General features: G+C 57.7%; 16 protein-coding genes and 1 riboswitch. Of the genes, 11 read left to right on the forward strand and 5 right to left on the reverse strand.

What is annotated here, in order from left to right:
* Positions 1 to 307 precede the first annotated feature (307 nt).
* Positions 308 to 2,329 carry an excinuclease ABC subunit UvrB gene (uvrB, locus tag AC0T7J_RS08340; protein WP_473793416.1) on the forward strand — a complete coding sequence of 674 codons (2,022 nt, stop codon included), beginning with the start codon at positions 308 to 310 and terminating at the stop codon, positions 2,327 to 2,329.
* Here uvrB and AC0T7J_RS08345 read toward each other — a convergent pair.
* The gene (locus AC0T7J_RS08345) at positions 2,313 to 3,236 is read right to left on the reverse strand and encodes a gluconeogenesis factor YvcK family protein (protein WP_473793417.1); all 924 of its coding nucleotides are present in this window, start codon (positions 3,234 to 3,236) and stop codon (positions 2,313 to 2,315) included. The genes uvrB and AC0T7J_RS08345 overlap by 17 nt on opposite strands.
* A 204-nt stretch (positions 3,237 to 3,440) precedes the next feature.
* Positions 3,441 to 3,574, forward strand: a riboswitch (molybdenum cofactor riboswitch).
* On the opposite strand from AC0T7J_RS08345, the gene moaA reads away from it, so the two are divergent.
* The 5 genes from moaA (at position 3,564) to moaE (ending at position 6,260) form a co-directional block, all read left to right on the forward strand.
* Positions 3,564 to 4,550, forward strand: a complete 987-nt coding sequence (gene moaA, locus AC0T7J_RS08350) for a GTP 3',8-cyclase MoaA (RefSeq protein ID WP_473793418.1) — start codon at positions 3,564 to 3,566, stop codon at positions 4,548 to 4,550. Its footprint overlaps the riboswitch before it by 11 nt.
* 14 nt (positions 4,551 to 4,564) lie before the next feature.
* The gene (gene moaB / locus AC0T7J_RS08355) at positions 4,565 to 5,080 is read left to right on the forward strand and encodes a molybdenum cofactor biosynthesis protein B (RefSeq protein WP_418156541.1); all 516 of its coding nucleotides are present in this window, start codon (positions 4,565 to 4,567) and stop codon (positions 5,078 to 5,080) included.
* A gap of 2 nt (positions 5,081 to 5,082) precedes the next feature.
* Positions 5,083 to 5,568 (forward strand): cyclic pyranopterin monophosphate synthase MoaC, encoded by a 486-nt coding sequence (gene moaC / locus AC0T7J_RS08360; protein WP_473793420.1) that lies wholly within the window; start codon positions 5,083 to 5,085, stop codon positions 5,566 to 5,568.
* The gene (moaD, locus tag AC0T7J_RS08365; RefSeq protein WP_022626012.1) at positions 5,561 to 5,806 is read left to right on the forward strand and encodes a molybdopterin synthase sulfur carrier subunit; all 246 of its coding nucleotides are present in this window, start codon (positions 5,561 to 5,563) and stop codon (positions 5,804 to 5,806) included. Before moaC ends, moaD begins: the two co-directional genes overlap by 8 nt.
* 1 nt (position 5,807) lies before the next feature.
* The gene (gene moaE / locus AC0T7J_RS08370; protein WP_473793423.1) at positions 5,808 to 6,260 is read left to right on the forward strand and encodes a molybdopterin synthase catalytic subunit MoaE; all 453 of its coding nucleotides are present in this window, start codon (positions 5,808 to 5,810) and stop codon (positions 6,258 to 6,260) included.
* A 106-nt stretch (positions 6,261 to 6,366) separates the two neighbouring features.
* On the opposite strand, the gene AC0T7J_RS08375 is transcribed toward moaE, so the two are convergent.
* Positions 6,367 to 7,152: an OBAP family protein gene (locus AC0T7J_RS08375; RefSeq protein WP_473793425.1), complete on the reverse strand. Its 786-nt coding sequence runs from the start codon at positions 7,150 to 7,152 to the stop codon at positions 6,367 to 6,369.
* A gap of 106 nt (positions 7,153 to 7,258) precedes the next feature.
* Between AC0T7J_RS08375 and AC0T7J_RS08380 the strand changes: the two genes are divergently transcribed.
* Both AC0T7J_RS08380 and AC0T7J_RS08385 read left to right on the forward strand, forming a co-directional pair.
* The gene (locus AC0T7J_RS08380; protein ID WP_207091482.1) at positions 7,259 to 8,353 is read left to right on the forward strand and encodes a DUF1615 domain-containing protein; all 1,095 of its coding nucleotides are present in this window, start codon (positions 7,259 to 7,261) and stop codon (positions 8,351 to 8,353) included.
* A 246-nt stretch (positions 8,354 to 8,599) separates the two neighbouring features.
* Positions 8,600 to 9,307: a Bax inhibitor-1/YccA family protein gene (locus tag AC0T7J_RS08385; protein WP_010260256.1), complete on the forward strand. Its 708-nt coding sequence runs from the start codon at positions 8,600 to 8,602 to the stop codon at positions 9,305 to 9,307.
* A gap of 50 nt (positions 9,308 to 9,357) precedes the next feature.
* Here AC0T7J_RS08385 and AC0T7J_RS08390 read toward each other — a convergent pair whose 3' ends face one another.
* From AC0T7J_RS08390 to AC0T7J_RS08400, 3 genes are read right to left on the reverse strand one after another with little or no spacing between them, the layout of a single operon-like run.
* Positions 9,358 to 10,323 carry a lysylphosphatidylglycerol synthase domain-containing protein gene (locus tag AC0T7J_RS08390; RefSeq protein ID WP_473793427.1) on the reverse strand — a complete coding sequence of 322 codons (966 nt, stop codon included), beginning with the start codon at positions 10,321 to 10,323 and terminating at the stop codon, positions 9,358 to 9,360.
* A complete protein-coding gene (gene clsB / locus AC0T7J_RS08395) occupies positions 10,323 to 11,567 on the reverse strand; it encodes a cardiolipin synthase ClsB (protein WP_473793429.1) in 1,245 nt (414 codons plus the stop codon). The genes AC0T7J_RS08390 and clsB overlap by 1 nt, the downstream gene beginning before the upstream one ends.
* Positions 11,564 to 12,325 (reverse strand): endonuclease/exonuclease/phosphatase family protein, encoded by a 762-nt coding sequence (locus tag AC0T7J_RS08400; protein ID WP_039387699.1) that lies wholly within the window; start codon positions 12,323 to 12,325, stop codon positions 11,564 to 11,566. The genes clsB and AC0T7J_RS08400 overlap by 4 nt, the downstream gene beginning before the upstream one ends.
* 179 nt (positions 12,326 to 12,504) lie before the next feature.
* Here AC0T7J_RS08400 and AC0T7J_RS08405 point away from each other — a divergent pair, with 179 nt between their 5' ends.
* The 3 genes from AC0T7J_RS08405 to dusC all read left to right on the forward strand — a co-directional run bounded on the left by AC0T7J_RS08405 (position 12,505) and on the right by dusC (position 15,444).
* Positions 12,505 to 12,897, forward strand: coding sequence for a YbhQ family protein (locus AC0T7J_RS08405; RefSeq protein ID WP_031594396.1), 393 nt, complete (start codon positions 12,505 to 12,507; stop codon positions 12,895 to 12,897).
* Positions 12,898 to 13,114: 217 nt separating this feature from the next.
* Positions 13,115 to 14,491 (forward strand): ATP-dependent RNA helicase RhlE, encoded by a 1,377-nt coding sequence (gene rhlE / locus AC0T7J_RS08410; RefSeq protein WP_033779545.1) that lies wholly within the window; start codon positions 13,115 to 13,117, stop codon positions 14,489 to 14,491.
* 2 nt (positions 14,492 to 14,493) lie between these two features.
* Complete coding sequence (gene dusC / locus AC0T7J_RS08415) at positions 14,494 to 15,444, forward strand: tRNA dihydrouridine(16) synthase DusC (RefSeq protein WP_473793432.1); 951 nt, start codon at positions 14,494 to 14,496, stop codon at positions 15,442 to 15,444.
* Positions 15,445 to 15,505: the final 61 nt, after the last annotated feature.

Consider the following 15,505-nt stretch of genomic DNA (forward strand, 5'->3'; position numbering starts at 1 on the left):
ATAGCCTTATTTTAATAAAATCAGTTTGTTATCAAAAAACAAGCCTGAGAATTATCTGTCAGGTAACCGTACTGTAATTTTGTGACACTCTATTGACAAATGTTAAATCAGATCCCTGCCTGGGGATAACATTGCGCAACAAGCTGAGCGATAACGCTGCCAGCCTGCAGAGACATCAGGTGCTATCCTGCTGGCGTTAACATTGCACCAATACTGTTTTTATATCCAGTATTATTTTCTGGCAAAATCACCATAGCAGAGTAAAATGAGTGCCTGCCCGCCGACTTCTCCAGCAGGAACTGCATTCATGAGCAAAGCCTTTAAATTGAACTCCGCCTTTAAACCTTCGGGCGACCAGCCTGAGGCGATCCGTCGCCTGGAAGAGGGGCTGGAGGATGGACTGGCCCATCAGACCTTATTAGGCGTAACCGGCTCCGGTAAAACGTTTACCGTTGCCAACGTGATTGCCGACCTCAACCGTCCGACCATGGTGCTGGCGCCGAACAAGACGCTGGCCGCCCAGCTCTATGGCGAGATGAAAGAGTTTTTCCCGGACAACGCCGTCGAGTTTTTCGTCTCTTACTACGACTACTACCAGCCTGAAGCCTATGTGCCGAGCTCCGACACCTTTATCGAAAAGGATGCATCGGTGAACGAACATATCGAACAGATGCGTCTGTCGGCCACCAAGGCGCTGCTGGAACGGCGCGATGTCATTGTGGTGGCGTCGGTTTCGGCTATCTACGGTCTGGGCGATCCCGATCTCTATCTGAAAATGATGCTGCACCTGACCCGCGGCATGATTATCGATCAGCGCAGTATTCTGCGCCGTCTGTCAGAGCTACAGTACACCCGCAACGACCAGGCGTTTCAGCGCGGCACCTTCCGGGTGCGCGGCGAAGTGATCGATATCTTCCCGGCGGAGTCGGACGACATTGCGCTGCGCGTCGAGCTGTTTGACGAAGAGGTTGAGCGTTTGTCGCTGTTTGACCCGCTGACCGGCCAGATCGATTCGGTCGTGCCGCGCTTTACCATCTACCCCAAGACGCACTACGTCACGCCGCGTGAACGTATTCTGCAGGCGATGGAAGATATCAAAGTCGAGCTGGCGGACCGCCGCCGGGTGCTGCTGGAGAACAATAAGCTGCTGGAAGAGCAGCGCATTACCCAGCGTACCCAGTTTGACCTGGAGATGATGAGTGAGCTGGGCTACTGCTCCGGTATTGAGAACTACTCACGCTACCTCTCCGCACGCGGACCGGGCGAAGCGCCACCGACGCTGTTTGACTATCTGCCCGCCGATGGCCTGCTGGTGGTGGATGAGTCGCACGTGACCATTCCGCAGATTGGCGGCATGTACAAAGGCGACCGGGCGCGTAAAGAGACGCTGGTGGAGTATGGCTTCCGTCTGCCGTCGGCGCTGGATAACCGTCCGATGAAGTTTGAAGAGTTTGAGGCGCTGGCCCCGCAGACTATCTATGTTTCGGCGACACCGGGCAAATATGAGCTGGAAAAGTCGGGCGACGAAGTGATCGATCAGGTGGTGCGTCCTACCGGCCTGCTGGATCCGATTATCGAAGTGCGCCCGGTCGGAACCCAGGTCGACGATCTGCTGTCAGAAATCCGTCAGCGCGTGGCAATCAACGAACGTGTGCTGGTGACGGTGCTGACCAAACGCATGGCGGAAGATCTCACCGAATATCTGTCTGAGCATGGTGAGAAGGTGCGTTATCTGCACTCCGATATCGACACGGTAGAGCGTATGGAGATTATTCGCGACTTACGTCTGGGCGAGTTTGATGTGCTGGTGGGCATCAACTTACTGCGTGAGGGGCTGGATATGCCGGAAGTGTCGCTGGTAGCGATTCTCGATGCGGATAAAGAGGGCTTCCTGCGCTCCGAACGATCGCTGATTCAGACCATTGGCCGTGCGGCGCGTAACATCAACGGTAAGGCGATTCTCTACGGCGATAAAATCACGCCGTCGATGGCGCGTGCCATTGATGAGACCGAGCGCCGCCGTGAGAAACAGCAGTTGCACAACGAACAGAACGGCATCGTGCCGCAGGGCCTGAATAAGAAAATCACCGATATTCTGGAACTGGGCAAAAACGTGGTGAAAACCCGCGGCAAAGCGAAACCAGCCCGACCTGGCGAAGCCCATGCGCTGGCCGATTTCCAGCTGTTAACGCCGCAGGCCCTGCAGAAGAAAATTCACGAGCTGGAAGGGCAGATGCAGCAGCATGCGCAGAACCTGGAGTTCGAACAGGCGGCCAACGTGCGCGATCAGCTGCATGAGCTGCGAACGCTGTTTATTGCGGCCTCGTAGCGCCATTAAAGCCCTGAATGGCGTGTTCCAGCGCCACCCGTAACAGCTGGCGGTCGTGACGATATTGAATGTCGGCGGCCTCCAGCGGTTCACGGACAATCAGCCGGTTTTCAATACCACGGGTGTCCACCGCCGGGCTGACGACCAGCGCATCAATCACCCGCTTACCGATATAACGCTCCATCAACTGCAGCTTGTCAGCCACTGAGAGACTGGCGGCGGCGGGGCTCAGTTCGCGGCCCAGATTGCCGATAAATACCATGGTGGCAGGCGTGCGACGCAGTGCCTGTGCCATCTCTTCCATCAGCAGAATCGGCATCAGGCTGGTATAAAAGCTGCCTGGCCCGATCAGAATCAGATCCGCTTCACCAATCGCCTGCAGCGCTTCCCGCGTTGGCTGGACGTTGGGATGCAGCATCAGCTCCTGCGGCGGCTGCTTCATCTCATCAATCGCCGTTTCGCCATAAACCATGTTGCCTTCAACATCCATCGCCACCAGATCCACCGGCTGCTCTGACATCGGGATTAAAAAGGCGTCAACTTTAAGCAGGTTACGGATGATGTTGATCGCTTCCAGCGGACGAACGCTGAGATGATCCAGCGCCCGCAGCATCAGATTACCCAGGTTATGTCCGGCCAGTTCGCCGTTACCGGTAAAACGGTACTCAAACATCGCCGAGGCGACGCTGGGTTCTGCGATCAACTGGTTAAGGCAGTTACGCATGTCGCCCCAGGCGATACCGCCTTCTGAGCGACGAATACGGCCGGTCGATCCGCCGTTATCGGTGGTGGTGACGATACCGGTGAGACGCGAGCCCAGCGGGGAAAGGGCAGACATGACGCGGCCTAAACCGTGTCCGCCTCCCAGTGCCACAACGCGATCAAGATCGGCCAGTGTGCGATTCATACTTCTCCTTAATATCCCTTCGCGTGGCGTGGCTCTAATCGCTAAGCCCGCGCGGATGACTTACGTCAAAATCTGGATCGCATTTTAACGTATCCTGTCGCGAAAATGCGGTGAAAATTCGATATGTATAAGAATATATAGCGAAAACAGCAAATGGAAGAGTGACGAAAATCACGCTACCATCATGCTTACCGCGCTGATCAACGGGTCAGCGTACACTCAAGCCTGAATGCCTACGTCTGCGGATAGGGGGTTCAGGCCGTAGCCATCGAGCTGCCAGGGTGCAGGAAGAAATGACTGCATCTCCCAATCTGGAAAGGTGTTCTGGTGTCACAATTTACTGATGCATACGCGCGTAAGTTCTATTACCTGCGCCTGTCGGTCACGGATGTCTGTAATTTCCGCTGTACCTACTGTCTCCCTGACGGCTACAAGCCGCAGGGAATTCGTAACAAAAGCTTTCTCTCGCTGGATGAAATCCGCCGCGTCACGCGGGCCTTTGCCGCTGCCGGAACGGAAAAAGTGCGGCTGACCGGTGGTGAGCCGTCGCTGCGCCGTGATTTCACCGACATCATTGCGGCGGTGCGCGAAAACGCCTCCATTCGCCAGATCGCGGTAACCACCAATGGCTACCGGCTGGCGCGCGACGTGAAGCAGTGGCGTGACGCGGGGTTAACCGCACTCAACGTCAGCGTCGACAGCCTGGATGCCCGTCAGTTTCACGCCATTACCGGTCAGGATAAATTCCATCAGGTCATGAGCGGTATTGATGCGGCTCTCGACGCCGGTTTTCGCCAGGTCAAAGTCAACAGTGTGCTGATGCGCGATCTCAACAGCCGTAATCTGGCCACGTTCCTCGACTGGATCCGTACCCGTCCGATTCAGCTGCGCTTTATCGAACTGATGGAGACCGGCGACGGCGGCACGCTGTTCCGCGATCAGCACGTTTCCGGCATGGTCATCCGCGATCAGCTGATCGCCCAGGGCTGGCAGCGTCGTGAGAGCGGACGCAGCGACGGCCCGGCGCAGGTCTTTTACCATCCCGATTATGTCGGCGAGATTGGTCTGATCATGCCTTATGCCAAAGATTTCTGTGCCAGCTGCAACCGTCTGCGCGTTTCGGCGCAAGGTAATCTGCACCTTTGCCTGTTTGGTGACGGCGGTGTGCCGCTGCGCGATCTGCTGGCGTCAGACGACCAGCAGGCCGAACTGCAGGCACGCATTGCCAGCAGCCTGGGGCAGAAAAAGCAGACGCACTTTCTGCATCAGGGCAACACCGGCATCACACAGAATCTCTCTTACATTGGCGGCTAATTTCAGGAGGCAGTATGGGTAAACCAGCCAGCGAATTTCAGGCAGTGCAGATTGCGGTGATGACAGTGTCAGATCGTCGCGATGCCAGTGACGATACCTCTGGCGACTATCTGCGCGAAGCCGCAGCGGAAGCGGGACATGAGGTGGTCGATCACGCCATCGTGCCGGACAATCTCTATCGTATTCGCGCCACCGTCTCGCGCTGGATCGCCAGTGAGGATGTCCAGGTCGTGATTATTAATGGCGGAACCGGCTTTAACCTGAAAAACAGCACGCCGGAAGCGCTGCTGCCGCTGTTCGATCGCGAGATTGATGGATTTGGCGAACTGTTCCGCATGATTTCCTATGAAGAGATTGGCGGTTCGACATTGCAGTCGCGCGCGATTGCCGGTCTGGCTAATCAGACGCTGATCCTGGCCGTGCCGGGTTCCACCAGTGCCTGCCGCACCGTCTGGGAGCGCATCATCGCTGACCAGCTTGATGCGCGCACCGCGCCCTGTAATTTTGTCTCACATCTCAAGAAACGGTAAGTATGTCTCAACTCACACACATTAACGCCGCGGGCGAAGCGCACATGGTGGATGTCTCCGCCAAGGCGGAAACCGTGCGCGAAGCGCGGGCAGAAGTGCTGGTGCTGATGCAGCCGGAAACGCTGCAGATGATTATCGAAGGCAGCCACCACAAAGGGGATGTCTTTGCCACCGCGCGCATCGCCGGTATTCAGGCGGCGAAACGCACCTGGGAACTGATCCCGCTCTGTCATCCGCTGATGCTGAGCAAAGTGGAAGTGAACCTGGAGGCTGAACCTGACCATAGCCGGGTTCGCATCACCACGCTCTGTCGCCTGACCGGCAAAACCGGCGTGGAGATGGAAGCGCTGACGGCCGCGTCGGTTGCCGCGCTGACCATCTACGACATGTGCAAAGCGGTACAGAAAGATATCGTTATCGATCAGCTTCGGTTAACCAGCAAGAGCGGTGGCAAAAGCGGCGATTTCCAGGCGGTCGCACATGATTAAGGTGCTATTTTTCGCCCAGGTGCGTGAGCTGACCGGCACCTCATCGCTTGAGGTCGGTGCCGATTATCCGGATGTGGCCGCGCTGCGCAGTGCGCTGGCGGAACGCGATGACCGCTGGGCGCTGGCGCTCGAGTCAGGCAAGCTGCTGGCGGCGGTGAATCAGACGCTGGTGCCGATGAGTCACCCGCTGCACGCCGGTGATGAAGTGGCCTTTTTCCCGCCCGTGACCGGAGGCTAAGATGGAAACGCAGATTCGCGTCGGCCCTGCGTCCTTTGATATGGCGGAAGCGTATCGCTGGCTGGCAGCCTGTGATGAAGATGGTGCGGTCGTGACCTTTACCGGCAAAGTCCGTAATCACAACCTGGGCAACGACGTCGCGGCACTGACGCTGGAGCACTATCCCGGCATGACGGAAAAAGCGCTGCAGGAGATTGTTGATGCGGCGCGCGAACGCTGGCCGCTGCAGCGCGTCACGGTGATCCATCGCGTGGGCGAACTGTTTCCCGGCGATGAAATCGTGCTGGTGGGCGTGACCAGCGCCCATCGCGGCAGCGCCTTTTCCGCTGCAGAGTTCATCATGGATTACCTGAAAACCCGTGCACCGTTCTGGAAGCGAGAAGCGACAGAGCAGGGCGATCGCTGGGTGGATGCCCGCGACAGCGACCACCAGGCGGCTCAGCGCTGGGACTAAGATTGCGTTAACGGCTTAGCGGGCCGGAATGCTTCCGCCCGCTGAGCCGTTAACCGCAGACACGCCGCTGCCCGCATCACCAGGCATCACGACGCTTAGCGCGTGATTAAGGCTGCTTTAGCTGCTCAGCCGCGCCAAAACCGGTCTGACCGTGACTGTGTTCGCCGCCGCCGGCGGTGCGCTTCAGCTGAATGACCTGGCCCTGTTGCCAGGCGTTGGCACCTGCGGCAGCAGGATGCGCCACGATGTCCGCACGCTGGGCGCGGATCTTTTTGCTGTCAACGTCAAAACGACGATCGCGATCCGCCAGCAGTCGCGAGTCCATCTGACCATCCTCCGTAAAGCCCATCATCAGCGCCGGAATGCCGATCGGCAGCGTTTTGTCGCGATCGGTGTGCCAGGTGTGCCAGGTTTTCCCATAGGTGTTTACAATGCGCTTCATCAGGGCGTGGTCGGCGGCTTCCGGTAAGCCTGGCGCAATCAGCGTGCCCGATTTCACCTCATACTGATGGCTGTGCCAGAGCTTCTTCTCTTCAGGTGGCAGGGTGTTAAACAGCCGTTCGCTGATAATGTACTCCACGCCCATCAGCCGTGCGTCGCGCGTGTTGCCGTCGTAAATCACCGCCTGCATCACATCGTCGTTCAGCACGGTGACATAGTGGTGCGCCTCCATCTGACCGTTCTTATCGCCGTTATAAAAATGGAATCCGTCGAGATAAGTGTTGATGGCGTCGATAGGCAGACGTGACTGCATCACGCTGGCGCCGGTCTCCAGCACTTTAAGCGAGGAGGAGGTGGGGGCGCCTGGAGAGTGTACCTGGGCAGGCGTATTATTGGCGCCGCAGCCGGTTAATAACAGGCTGAACGCCGCAACAGGCCAGAGTTTAAACATCGTAAGTTCCTTTAACGGTAAAAAAGGTAACCTTAGTTCAGTTCTCGTCTGCCTGTGAAACTCTGGCGATGGTAGAGTAGAGCTTTGGTTCATTCTGAGGACAGGCATGTCATCCACCCCGATTCTGCAACGTCTGACACTGGTCGCCGCACTGGTGCTGGCAGGTTGTAGCAGCAAGAAAACCCCAGAGGCGCCGGTGCGGCAGCCTGAAGATGTCAAAGCGCAGATCCAGCGGCTGCTGCCGTCGCACGTCAGCAATAAAGCGGCGTGGAGCGACGATATCTACACCACCTTCCGCACTCAGCAGATCGATCCCAGCGCCAGCAACCTCTGTGCGGTGATCGCCGTGGCGGATCAGGAGAGCAACTTCAGCGCCGAGGCTGCCGTGCCGGGTCTGCCAAAAATCGCCTGGGGCGAGATCAACCGCCGTGCGGCGCAGGTGCATGTCCCGGCTTTCCTGGTGCGTACCGCGCTGCAGATCAAATCGCCCACCGGTGAAAGCTACGCCGCCCGGCTGGACAAAGTGCGCAGTGAGAAAGAGCTGAGCGCCATTTTCGATGACCTGATCGATATGGTGCCGATGGGCCAGACGCTGTTTGGTAATCTCAATCCGATCCACACCGGCGGGCCGATGCAGGTCAGCATTGCGTTTGCCGAAGCGCACGCCAAAGGCTACCCGTGGCCGATCGATGGCACCATCCGGCGTGAAGTCTTTACCCGTCACGGCGGGATCTACTTCGGGACGATGCACCTGCTCGGCTATCCGGCTGACTACAGCCAGCCGCTCTACCGCTTTGCCGACTACAATGCGGGCTGGTATGCCAGCCGCAATGCGGCGTTCCAGGCGGCGGTGTCACGCGCCACCGGCATGAAGCTGGCGCTGGATGGCGATCTGATTCTTTATGGATCGGATGCGGCGGGCGGCACCGAACTGGCGGTGCGCACGCTGTCGAAGCAGATCGATATGAGCAATAGCGCCATTCGCCGCGATCTGGAAAAAGGGGAGAAAGCGTCGTTCAGCGACAGCGAACTCTGGAAACAGGTCTTTACCCTGGCGGATAACATGGCGGGTCGAAAGTTACCGCGTGAAATGCTGCCGGGCATCAAGCTGGAAAGTCCGAAAATTACCCGTAATCTCACCACCGCGTGGTTTGCGCAGCGCGTGGACAGCCGTTATCAGCAGTGTCTGTCGCGACGTTAAGCGGCATGTTGTGGCACAGTTGAGCTGAGCTGTGCCACACTTAGAGCCAGTTCCGGGCGACTATTCTTGTTATGCTGGCCCTGAACTGTGCGCATCCTCATCAGGCCGTACGGGCCCGTGGCGGTTGTGTCGCGCTGTCGCTGGCCACAGGGGCTGAAACAGAAACAACGTATGCCTGCCAGGCCAGGTTATTCCTCCGGTTCCCTGTGTGGAGCCGGTCCTCATCCGTTTAACAAGAGGTGCATCATGGACCGATATCCACGAAATGATTCCATCGTTCAATCCGCATCTCGCGGTTTACAAGCCTATATGGCGCAGGTCTATGGCTGGATGACCTGCGGTCTGTTACTGACGGCGTTTGTCTCCTGGTACGCTGCGCGCACGCCAGCGATTATGGAGCTGGTGTTTGCTAACCGGATCACCTTCTTCGGGCTGATTATCGTGCAGCTGGGGCTGGTCTTCTTCCTGTCAGGTATGGTGCATCGCCTGAGCGGGGCCGTGGCAACCGGGCTGTTTATGCTCTATTCGGCACTGACCGGCCTGACCATGGCGAGTATCTTCCTGGTTTACACTAACTCCTCGATCGCCAGCACCTTCTTTATCACGGCCGGGATGTTTGGCGCGATGAGCTTCTACGGCTATACCACCAAACGCGATCTCAGCCGTTTTGGCAGCCTGCTATTTATGGCGCTGATCGGCATCGTGCTGGCGTCGCTGGTGAACTTCTGGCTGAAAAGCCCGGCGCTGATGTGGGCGATTACATACATCGGGGTGGTGGTGTTTGTGGGGTTAACGGCCTATGACACGCAGAAGCTGAAAAATATTGGTGAGCAGATCGATGCCCGCGATACGGAAAACCTGCGTCGCTACTCGATTATGGGCGCACTGACCCTGTATCTCGACTTCATCAACCTGTTCCTGATGCTGCTGCGGATTTTCGGCAACCGCCGTTAAGTCTGAGGGAGTAGCGGGGGAGGCGCACTGTCTGCGCCTCCCCTTTTTTATTACGACTTCTGCAACTTCTGCTCGTTCTTCTGGCGAAGATGCTTCGCCCGACTCTCCAGCCCCAGATAGAGCACCAGGGCCAGCAGCAGCGGCAGGATAAAGTAGAGCACGCGATAAGCCAGCAGCGCCGCAATGATAGTGCCATGCGAAGCGTGCTGACCGCTAAGCAGCGCCAGGAAGACCGCTTCCAGTACGCCAATGCCCGCCGGAATATGAATGATTACCCCGGCAATACTGCTGATCAGCAGCACGCCCAGCACCATCGGATAACCGACGTCCCGTCCCAGCAGCAGCCAGATAATCGCTCCCATCACCATCCAGTTGGCACAGGAAACCGCAAACTGCAGCAGCGCCATGCGCAGCGAGGGCAGCTGCAGCGTCTGGCCTTTAATCGTCCAGCGACGCTGCTTTGAAAAGGCACAGGCCCACAGATAGATCGCCACCAGCACCAGCAGAGCGACACCAATCAGCCGCAGTGTGGTCTCACCAATAAACCAGCCGCTGGGGATCGACACCATGCCCGCACTGAACACCACGCCTGCCAGCAGAATATAGCCCAGCCAGTTAGTGGCGATGCTCAGAGAGAAGATGCGGGTAATGGTGCCGCTCTCCAGACCCAGGCGTGAATAGAGTCGGTAGCGCATCGCGACGCCACCTACCCAGGTGCTCAGTGTCAGGTTAAAGGCGTAACAGATAAATGACACCAGCATCACCTGCCGCTTGGCCAGCTTATGGCCGCAGTAGGCGCGGCCGATCAGGTCGTAGCAGCCATACACCAGGTAACTCAGCACCACCAGCCCGGCGGCGGTCAGCACCACAAAGCGGTTGTAGTTAACGATGACGTCGTAAACATCTTCCCAGTTCACTTTGCGGGCATAGACCACCAGCAGAACCACCACCGCGATGAAAAAAAGCACGGTGAGGATCTTTTTTGCCAGTTGCCAGCGTGGATGTTTTTTTGCCATCAGGATTTTGCTCCCGGGTTATCAGTTTCAACGCGATCCTGCGTCTCCATTTCTGGTTGTACCGGCGCATCCACCTGGGCCAGCAGCGGCGTATGCGCCGGCAGCCAGCCAGCAATGGCCGGGAAATGGCGCAGGAAGTGGAACACCACCACGCTTTTACTCAGTTGCCACCAGTTGCGCGGCGGTAAGCGATCTTCCTGCACGCGCTGGCAATCGTTGGCCAGTAGCGCTTCCAGGTTGTCACGCAGCGTCTGGTTAAACGGCCTGTCGTGGATGATCAGATTGGCTTCAAGGTTAAGTGACAGGCTGAGCGGATCGAGATTGCTGGAGCCGACGGTGGCCCAGTAGTCGTCTTTTACCGCGATCTTGCCGTGCAGCGGGCGACGGATATATTCGTAGACTTCGACGCCGCCATCGACCAGATAGTTGTAGAGCAACTCCGCGCCCACCTTCACAATTGGCATATCCGGTTCACCCTGCACAATCAGTCGCACCCGGACGCCACGCTGCGCGGCGTTGCGCATCTCACGCAGCAGCCGGTAACCCGGGAAGAAGTAGGCGTTAGCGATAATCACATCCCGCTTCGCCTCGCGCAGCATCTCCAGATAGTGGACTTCGATGTCGTCGCGATGCTCGTCGTTATCGCGATAAACATAGAGCACCTGAGCATCGCCAGGCGTGGCGTTCACCGCCGGACGATGAGAGCGCGATCCCCACCAGCGGCGGGTATTCTGTTCGCTACCAATCGCCTGTTGCAGATAGCGGGCGATGTCACCCACCACCGGGCCTTTGACCTGCACCGCATAATCCTGTTTGGCTTCCGGGCCATAATCGGTGTTGTGCTCGGCCGAGAAGTTAATGCCGCCCACAAAGGCCACCACGTCATCCACCACCACGGTTTTGCGGTGCAGACGGCGGAAAACGTTGGTGCGCATCCCCATCACCAGCGGACGCGGATCGTAATAGATGAAACGCACGCCAGCGCTGGTCAGGCTGTTAACAAATTTGTCGGAGAGTTCGGCAGAGCCATAACCATCTACCATCACTTCGACCCGCACGCCGCGCTGGGCTGCCGCCAGCAGTTCGCGGTGCAGGGCGTTGCCCACGTCATCCTCAAACAGAATAAAGGTTTCGATTAATACCGTATGTTCCGCCCGCTGGATCGCGCCAAAGACCCGCGGGAAAAATGCTTCGCCATTTTCCAGCAACAGCAGCCGGTTGCCTTCCTGCCAGCTAAAATTCATAGGTGAATCTCCACTGCCAGCGGCGCATGGTCGGAAAGATGGGACCAGGGCTTGCGCGGCAGCGCCCACGGATGACTAACGGTGGCGTTGCGGACATAGATGCGGTCGAGCCGCAGGATCGGGAAGCGCGCCGGGAAGGTGCGCGCCGGGCGTCCGGTTTTCATGCTGAATACCTCTTTCAGGCCTGCGCCATGTTTCAGGATAGCGTTAGCGCGTCGCTGCCAGTCGTTGAAATCGCCCGCCACCACCACCGGCGCGTCGGGCGGCAGTGAGTTGACCATTTCACATATTTTCTTCATCTGCGCGTGACGATGCGCCTCTTTCAGGCCCAGATGAACACAGATGACATGCAGCGTGCCGTGCGGCTCGGGCAGGGCGATCTGGCAGTGCAGCATGCCGCGGTTTTCACTGCCCGCCACCGAGATATCCCGGTTCTCATAGTCGGCGATCGGGAAGCGAGACAGCACCGCATTGCCGTGATGACCCTCCGGATAGACCGCATTACGCCCATAGGCGAAATCGTTCCATATGGTGTCGGCCAGAAACTCATAATGAGGAGACTCGGGCCACTCCTCATGGTTAAGGGAGTGGATGGCATGCGTGCCCATCACCTCCTGCAGAAAGACCACATCCGCCTCCGTTGCGCGAACGGCGTCGCGTAATTCGGGCAGGATGAAGCGGCGATTAAAAGGGGCGAAACCCTTGTGTGTATTGATCGTCAGGACTTTTATTGAAAATCCTTGCTTGTTTTGTGGCATACTCGCGACGCACTCCTTTTCATCATCAATAGAATCAAAGTGTAGTCTTTGTCACAAATGGGTGGTGAAAGAGGGCGAAAATTAGGGCGTTATCCGAAAATTGTTTTACATTGAGGAAATCGTTTCCGGCTTGTGCCGGTAGCACTTGGGCGACCTGTTGGGTCTGCCAGGAGAACTGAATGAAATGGTCTAATCGTATTCAAATCATCACGGGTCAGACGTTGTTGCATATTGCTATGCATCTGCTGGTGATCGCTGCACTGATCTGGGGCTGGAAACACAAAGCGCTGGTTGATGTCTGCAGCACGCTGGTGGCGATGTACGCACTGGTTTTTGTTGCCATGCTGGTGACACAGCGCATTGCCCGTTTACGTACTCTCGGCGATTATCTTGAAGAAGCGACCACCACTTACTACTTTGGCGCCGCCATGATGACACTGTTCCTGGTGTCGCGTATTTACCACAACAACCTGCTGCTGGCGTGTCTCGGCGTAGTGATGTTGCTGGGTCCGGCGCTGGTCTCGCTGCTGGCGAAAGAGCCACCGCGACGAATCGAAAACAAACGTAGTTAAGTTGAAGGCCACCGGAAGGTGGCCTTCCTGTTTTCAGGCGGTTAAGTTGTGTCAGGAAATGTGAGCTATCTCGCACACTGCTCTTAAAGCTGTTACACTCGCCCGCTTACGCATCGTAGTTTGCGCCCTTTTCACGCGTCAGCCCTGGCTGGCGTCACTATCCCTCTGAAAACTACACCGTGAATCACGGTCAGAGCGGACCGGAGTAAATCACTTAATGTCTTTTGACTCTCTCGGCCTGAGTGCCGATATTTTGCGCGCGGTCGCCGAACAAGGCTACAGCGAACCCACACCTATCCAGCGCCAGGCGATTCCTGTTGTGCTGGCAGGCCGCGATCTGCTGGCGAGCGCCCAGACCGGCACCGGCAAAACAGCCGGCTTTACCTTACCGATGTTACAAAAACTCTCTGCTACTGCCACGCCCATCCGTGGTCGTCGCCCGGTGCGCGCCCTGATCCTGACCCCAACCCGTGAACTCGCGGCGCAGGTCGGCGAAAACGTCAGCGACTACAGCAAATATCTCTCGCTGCGTTCCATGGTGGTGTTTGGTGGCGTCAGCATCAATCCACAGATGGTCAAACTGCGTGGCGGCGTCGATATCCTGGTGGCAACGCCTGGACGTCTGCTGGATCTGGCACAACAGAATGCGGTTGACCTGTCACAGGTCGAAATTCTGGTGCTGGATGAAGCGGACCGTATGCTGGATATGGGCTTTATCCACGACATCCGTCGCGTGCTGGCCCGTCTGCCGGCCAAACGTCAGAACCTGCTGTTCTCTGCCACCTTCTCTGATGAGATCAAAGGCCTGGCTGAGAAACTGCTGACCAACCCGGAAATGATTGAAGTGGCTCGCCGCAACACCGCCTCCGAGCAGGTCGCGCAGCAGGTGGCTTTCGTTGATAAGAAGCGTAAGCGTGAATTGTTGTCTCAGCTGATTGGCGAAGGCAACTGGCAGCAGGTGCTGGTATTCACCCGGACCAAACACGGCGCGAACCACCTTGCCGAGCAGCTGGGCAAAGATGGCATCTCCGCCGCCGCGATCCATGGCAACAAAAGCCAGGGTGCACGTACCCGCGCGCTGGCCGACTTCAAATCAGGCGGTATTCGCGTCCTGGTTGCCACCGATATCGCGGCCCGTGGCCTGGATATCGAAGAGCTGCCACACGTCGTGAACTACGAGCTGCCTAACGTCGCCGAAGATTACGTTCACCGTATTGGCCGTACCGGCCGTGCGGCGGCGACCGGTGTCGCACTGTCGCTGGTTTGCGTCGATGAGCATAAACTGCTGCGTGATATCGAACGTCTGCTGAAGCGTGAAATCCCGCGTCTGGCCGTTGAGGGTTATGAACCCGATCCGAGCATCAAAGCGGAGCCGATCATCAACGGTCGTCAGCAGCAGTCTCGCGGCGGTGCAGGTGGCGGCGGCGGCCGTGGTCGCAGCCAGGGCGGACAGGGTGCAGGCGCATCGCGCTCATCTTCATCCGGCGAAAAGCGTCCTCAGGCGCGTCGTCAGAGCCAGGCCGCTCCTCAGGGCGATAGGCCCGCAGCCCGTCCGCGTCGTCCGGCAGCAGCGAAGCGTACCGGAAACGTCTGAGTATGAGGGTTTTACTGGCACCGATGGAGGGCGTGCTGGATTCACTGGTACGCCAGCTGTTATCGGAAGTAAACGACTACGATCTCTGCATCACTGAGTTTTTGCGCGTGGTCGATCAACTGCTGCCGGTAAAATCTTTCTACCGTCTCTGCCCCGAACTGCATAACGCCAGCCGCACGCCTTCCGGCACGCGGGTGCGTATGCAGCTGCTGGGGCAGCATCCCGAATGGTTAGCCGAGAACGCCGCACGTGCGGTGGAACTGGGCTCGTGGGGTGTGGATCTCAATTGTGGTTGTCCTTCTAAACTGGTCAACGGCAGCGGAGGCGGCGCAACTCTTCTTAAAGATCCCGATCTGATCTATCGCGGCGCGAAAGCGATGCGTGAGGCGGTGCCTGCAGAGTTGCCGGTGACGGTGAAAGTGCGGCTCGGCTGGGACTCCAGCGCCCGCAGTCTGGAGATTGCCGATGCGGTGCAACAGGCCGGTGCTAGCGAGCTGGTGGTACATGGGCGGACCAAAGAAGAGGGCTATCGCGCAGAGGCGATCAACTGGCAGGCGATTGGCGATATTCGTCAGCGGCTGCGCATTCCGGTGATTGCCAATGGCGAAATATGGGACTGGCAAAGCGCGCACCACTGTATGGCGGTAACCGGCTGCGATGCGGTGATGATTGGCCGTGGCGCACTGAACATCCCCAACCTGAGCCGGGTAGTGAAATATAACGAACCGCCGATGGCCTGGCCTGATGTGGTGCGGTTATTACAGAAATACAGCCGGCTGGAAAAGCAGGGCGATACCGGCCTCTATCACGTGGCGCGTATCAAACAGTGGCTCGGTTATCTGCGCAAAGCCTATGGCGAAGCCGATGGCTTATTCAGCGAAATCCGTGCGTTAAAATCGTCGGGCGACATTGCACAGGCGATTGATCGTCATGCACATGTTCATGGTTTGTGATAAAAAATCAGGCGACCCCTTAGCGGCCTGACGGTATAGTGGGGAAAATTTCCTGGACCCT

It is taken from the genome of Pantoea sp. E956-1, assembly GCF_982223955.1.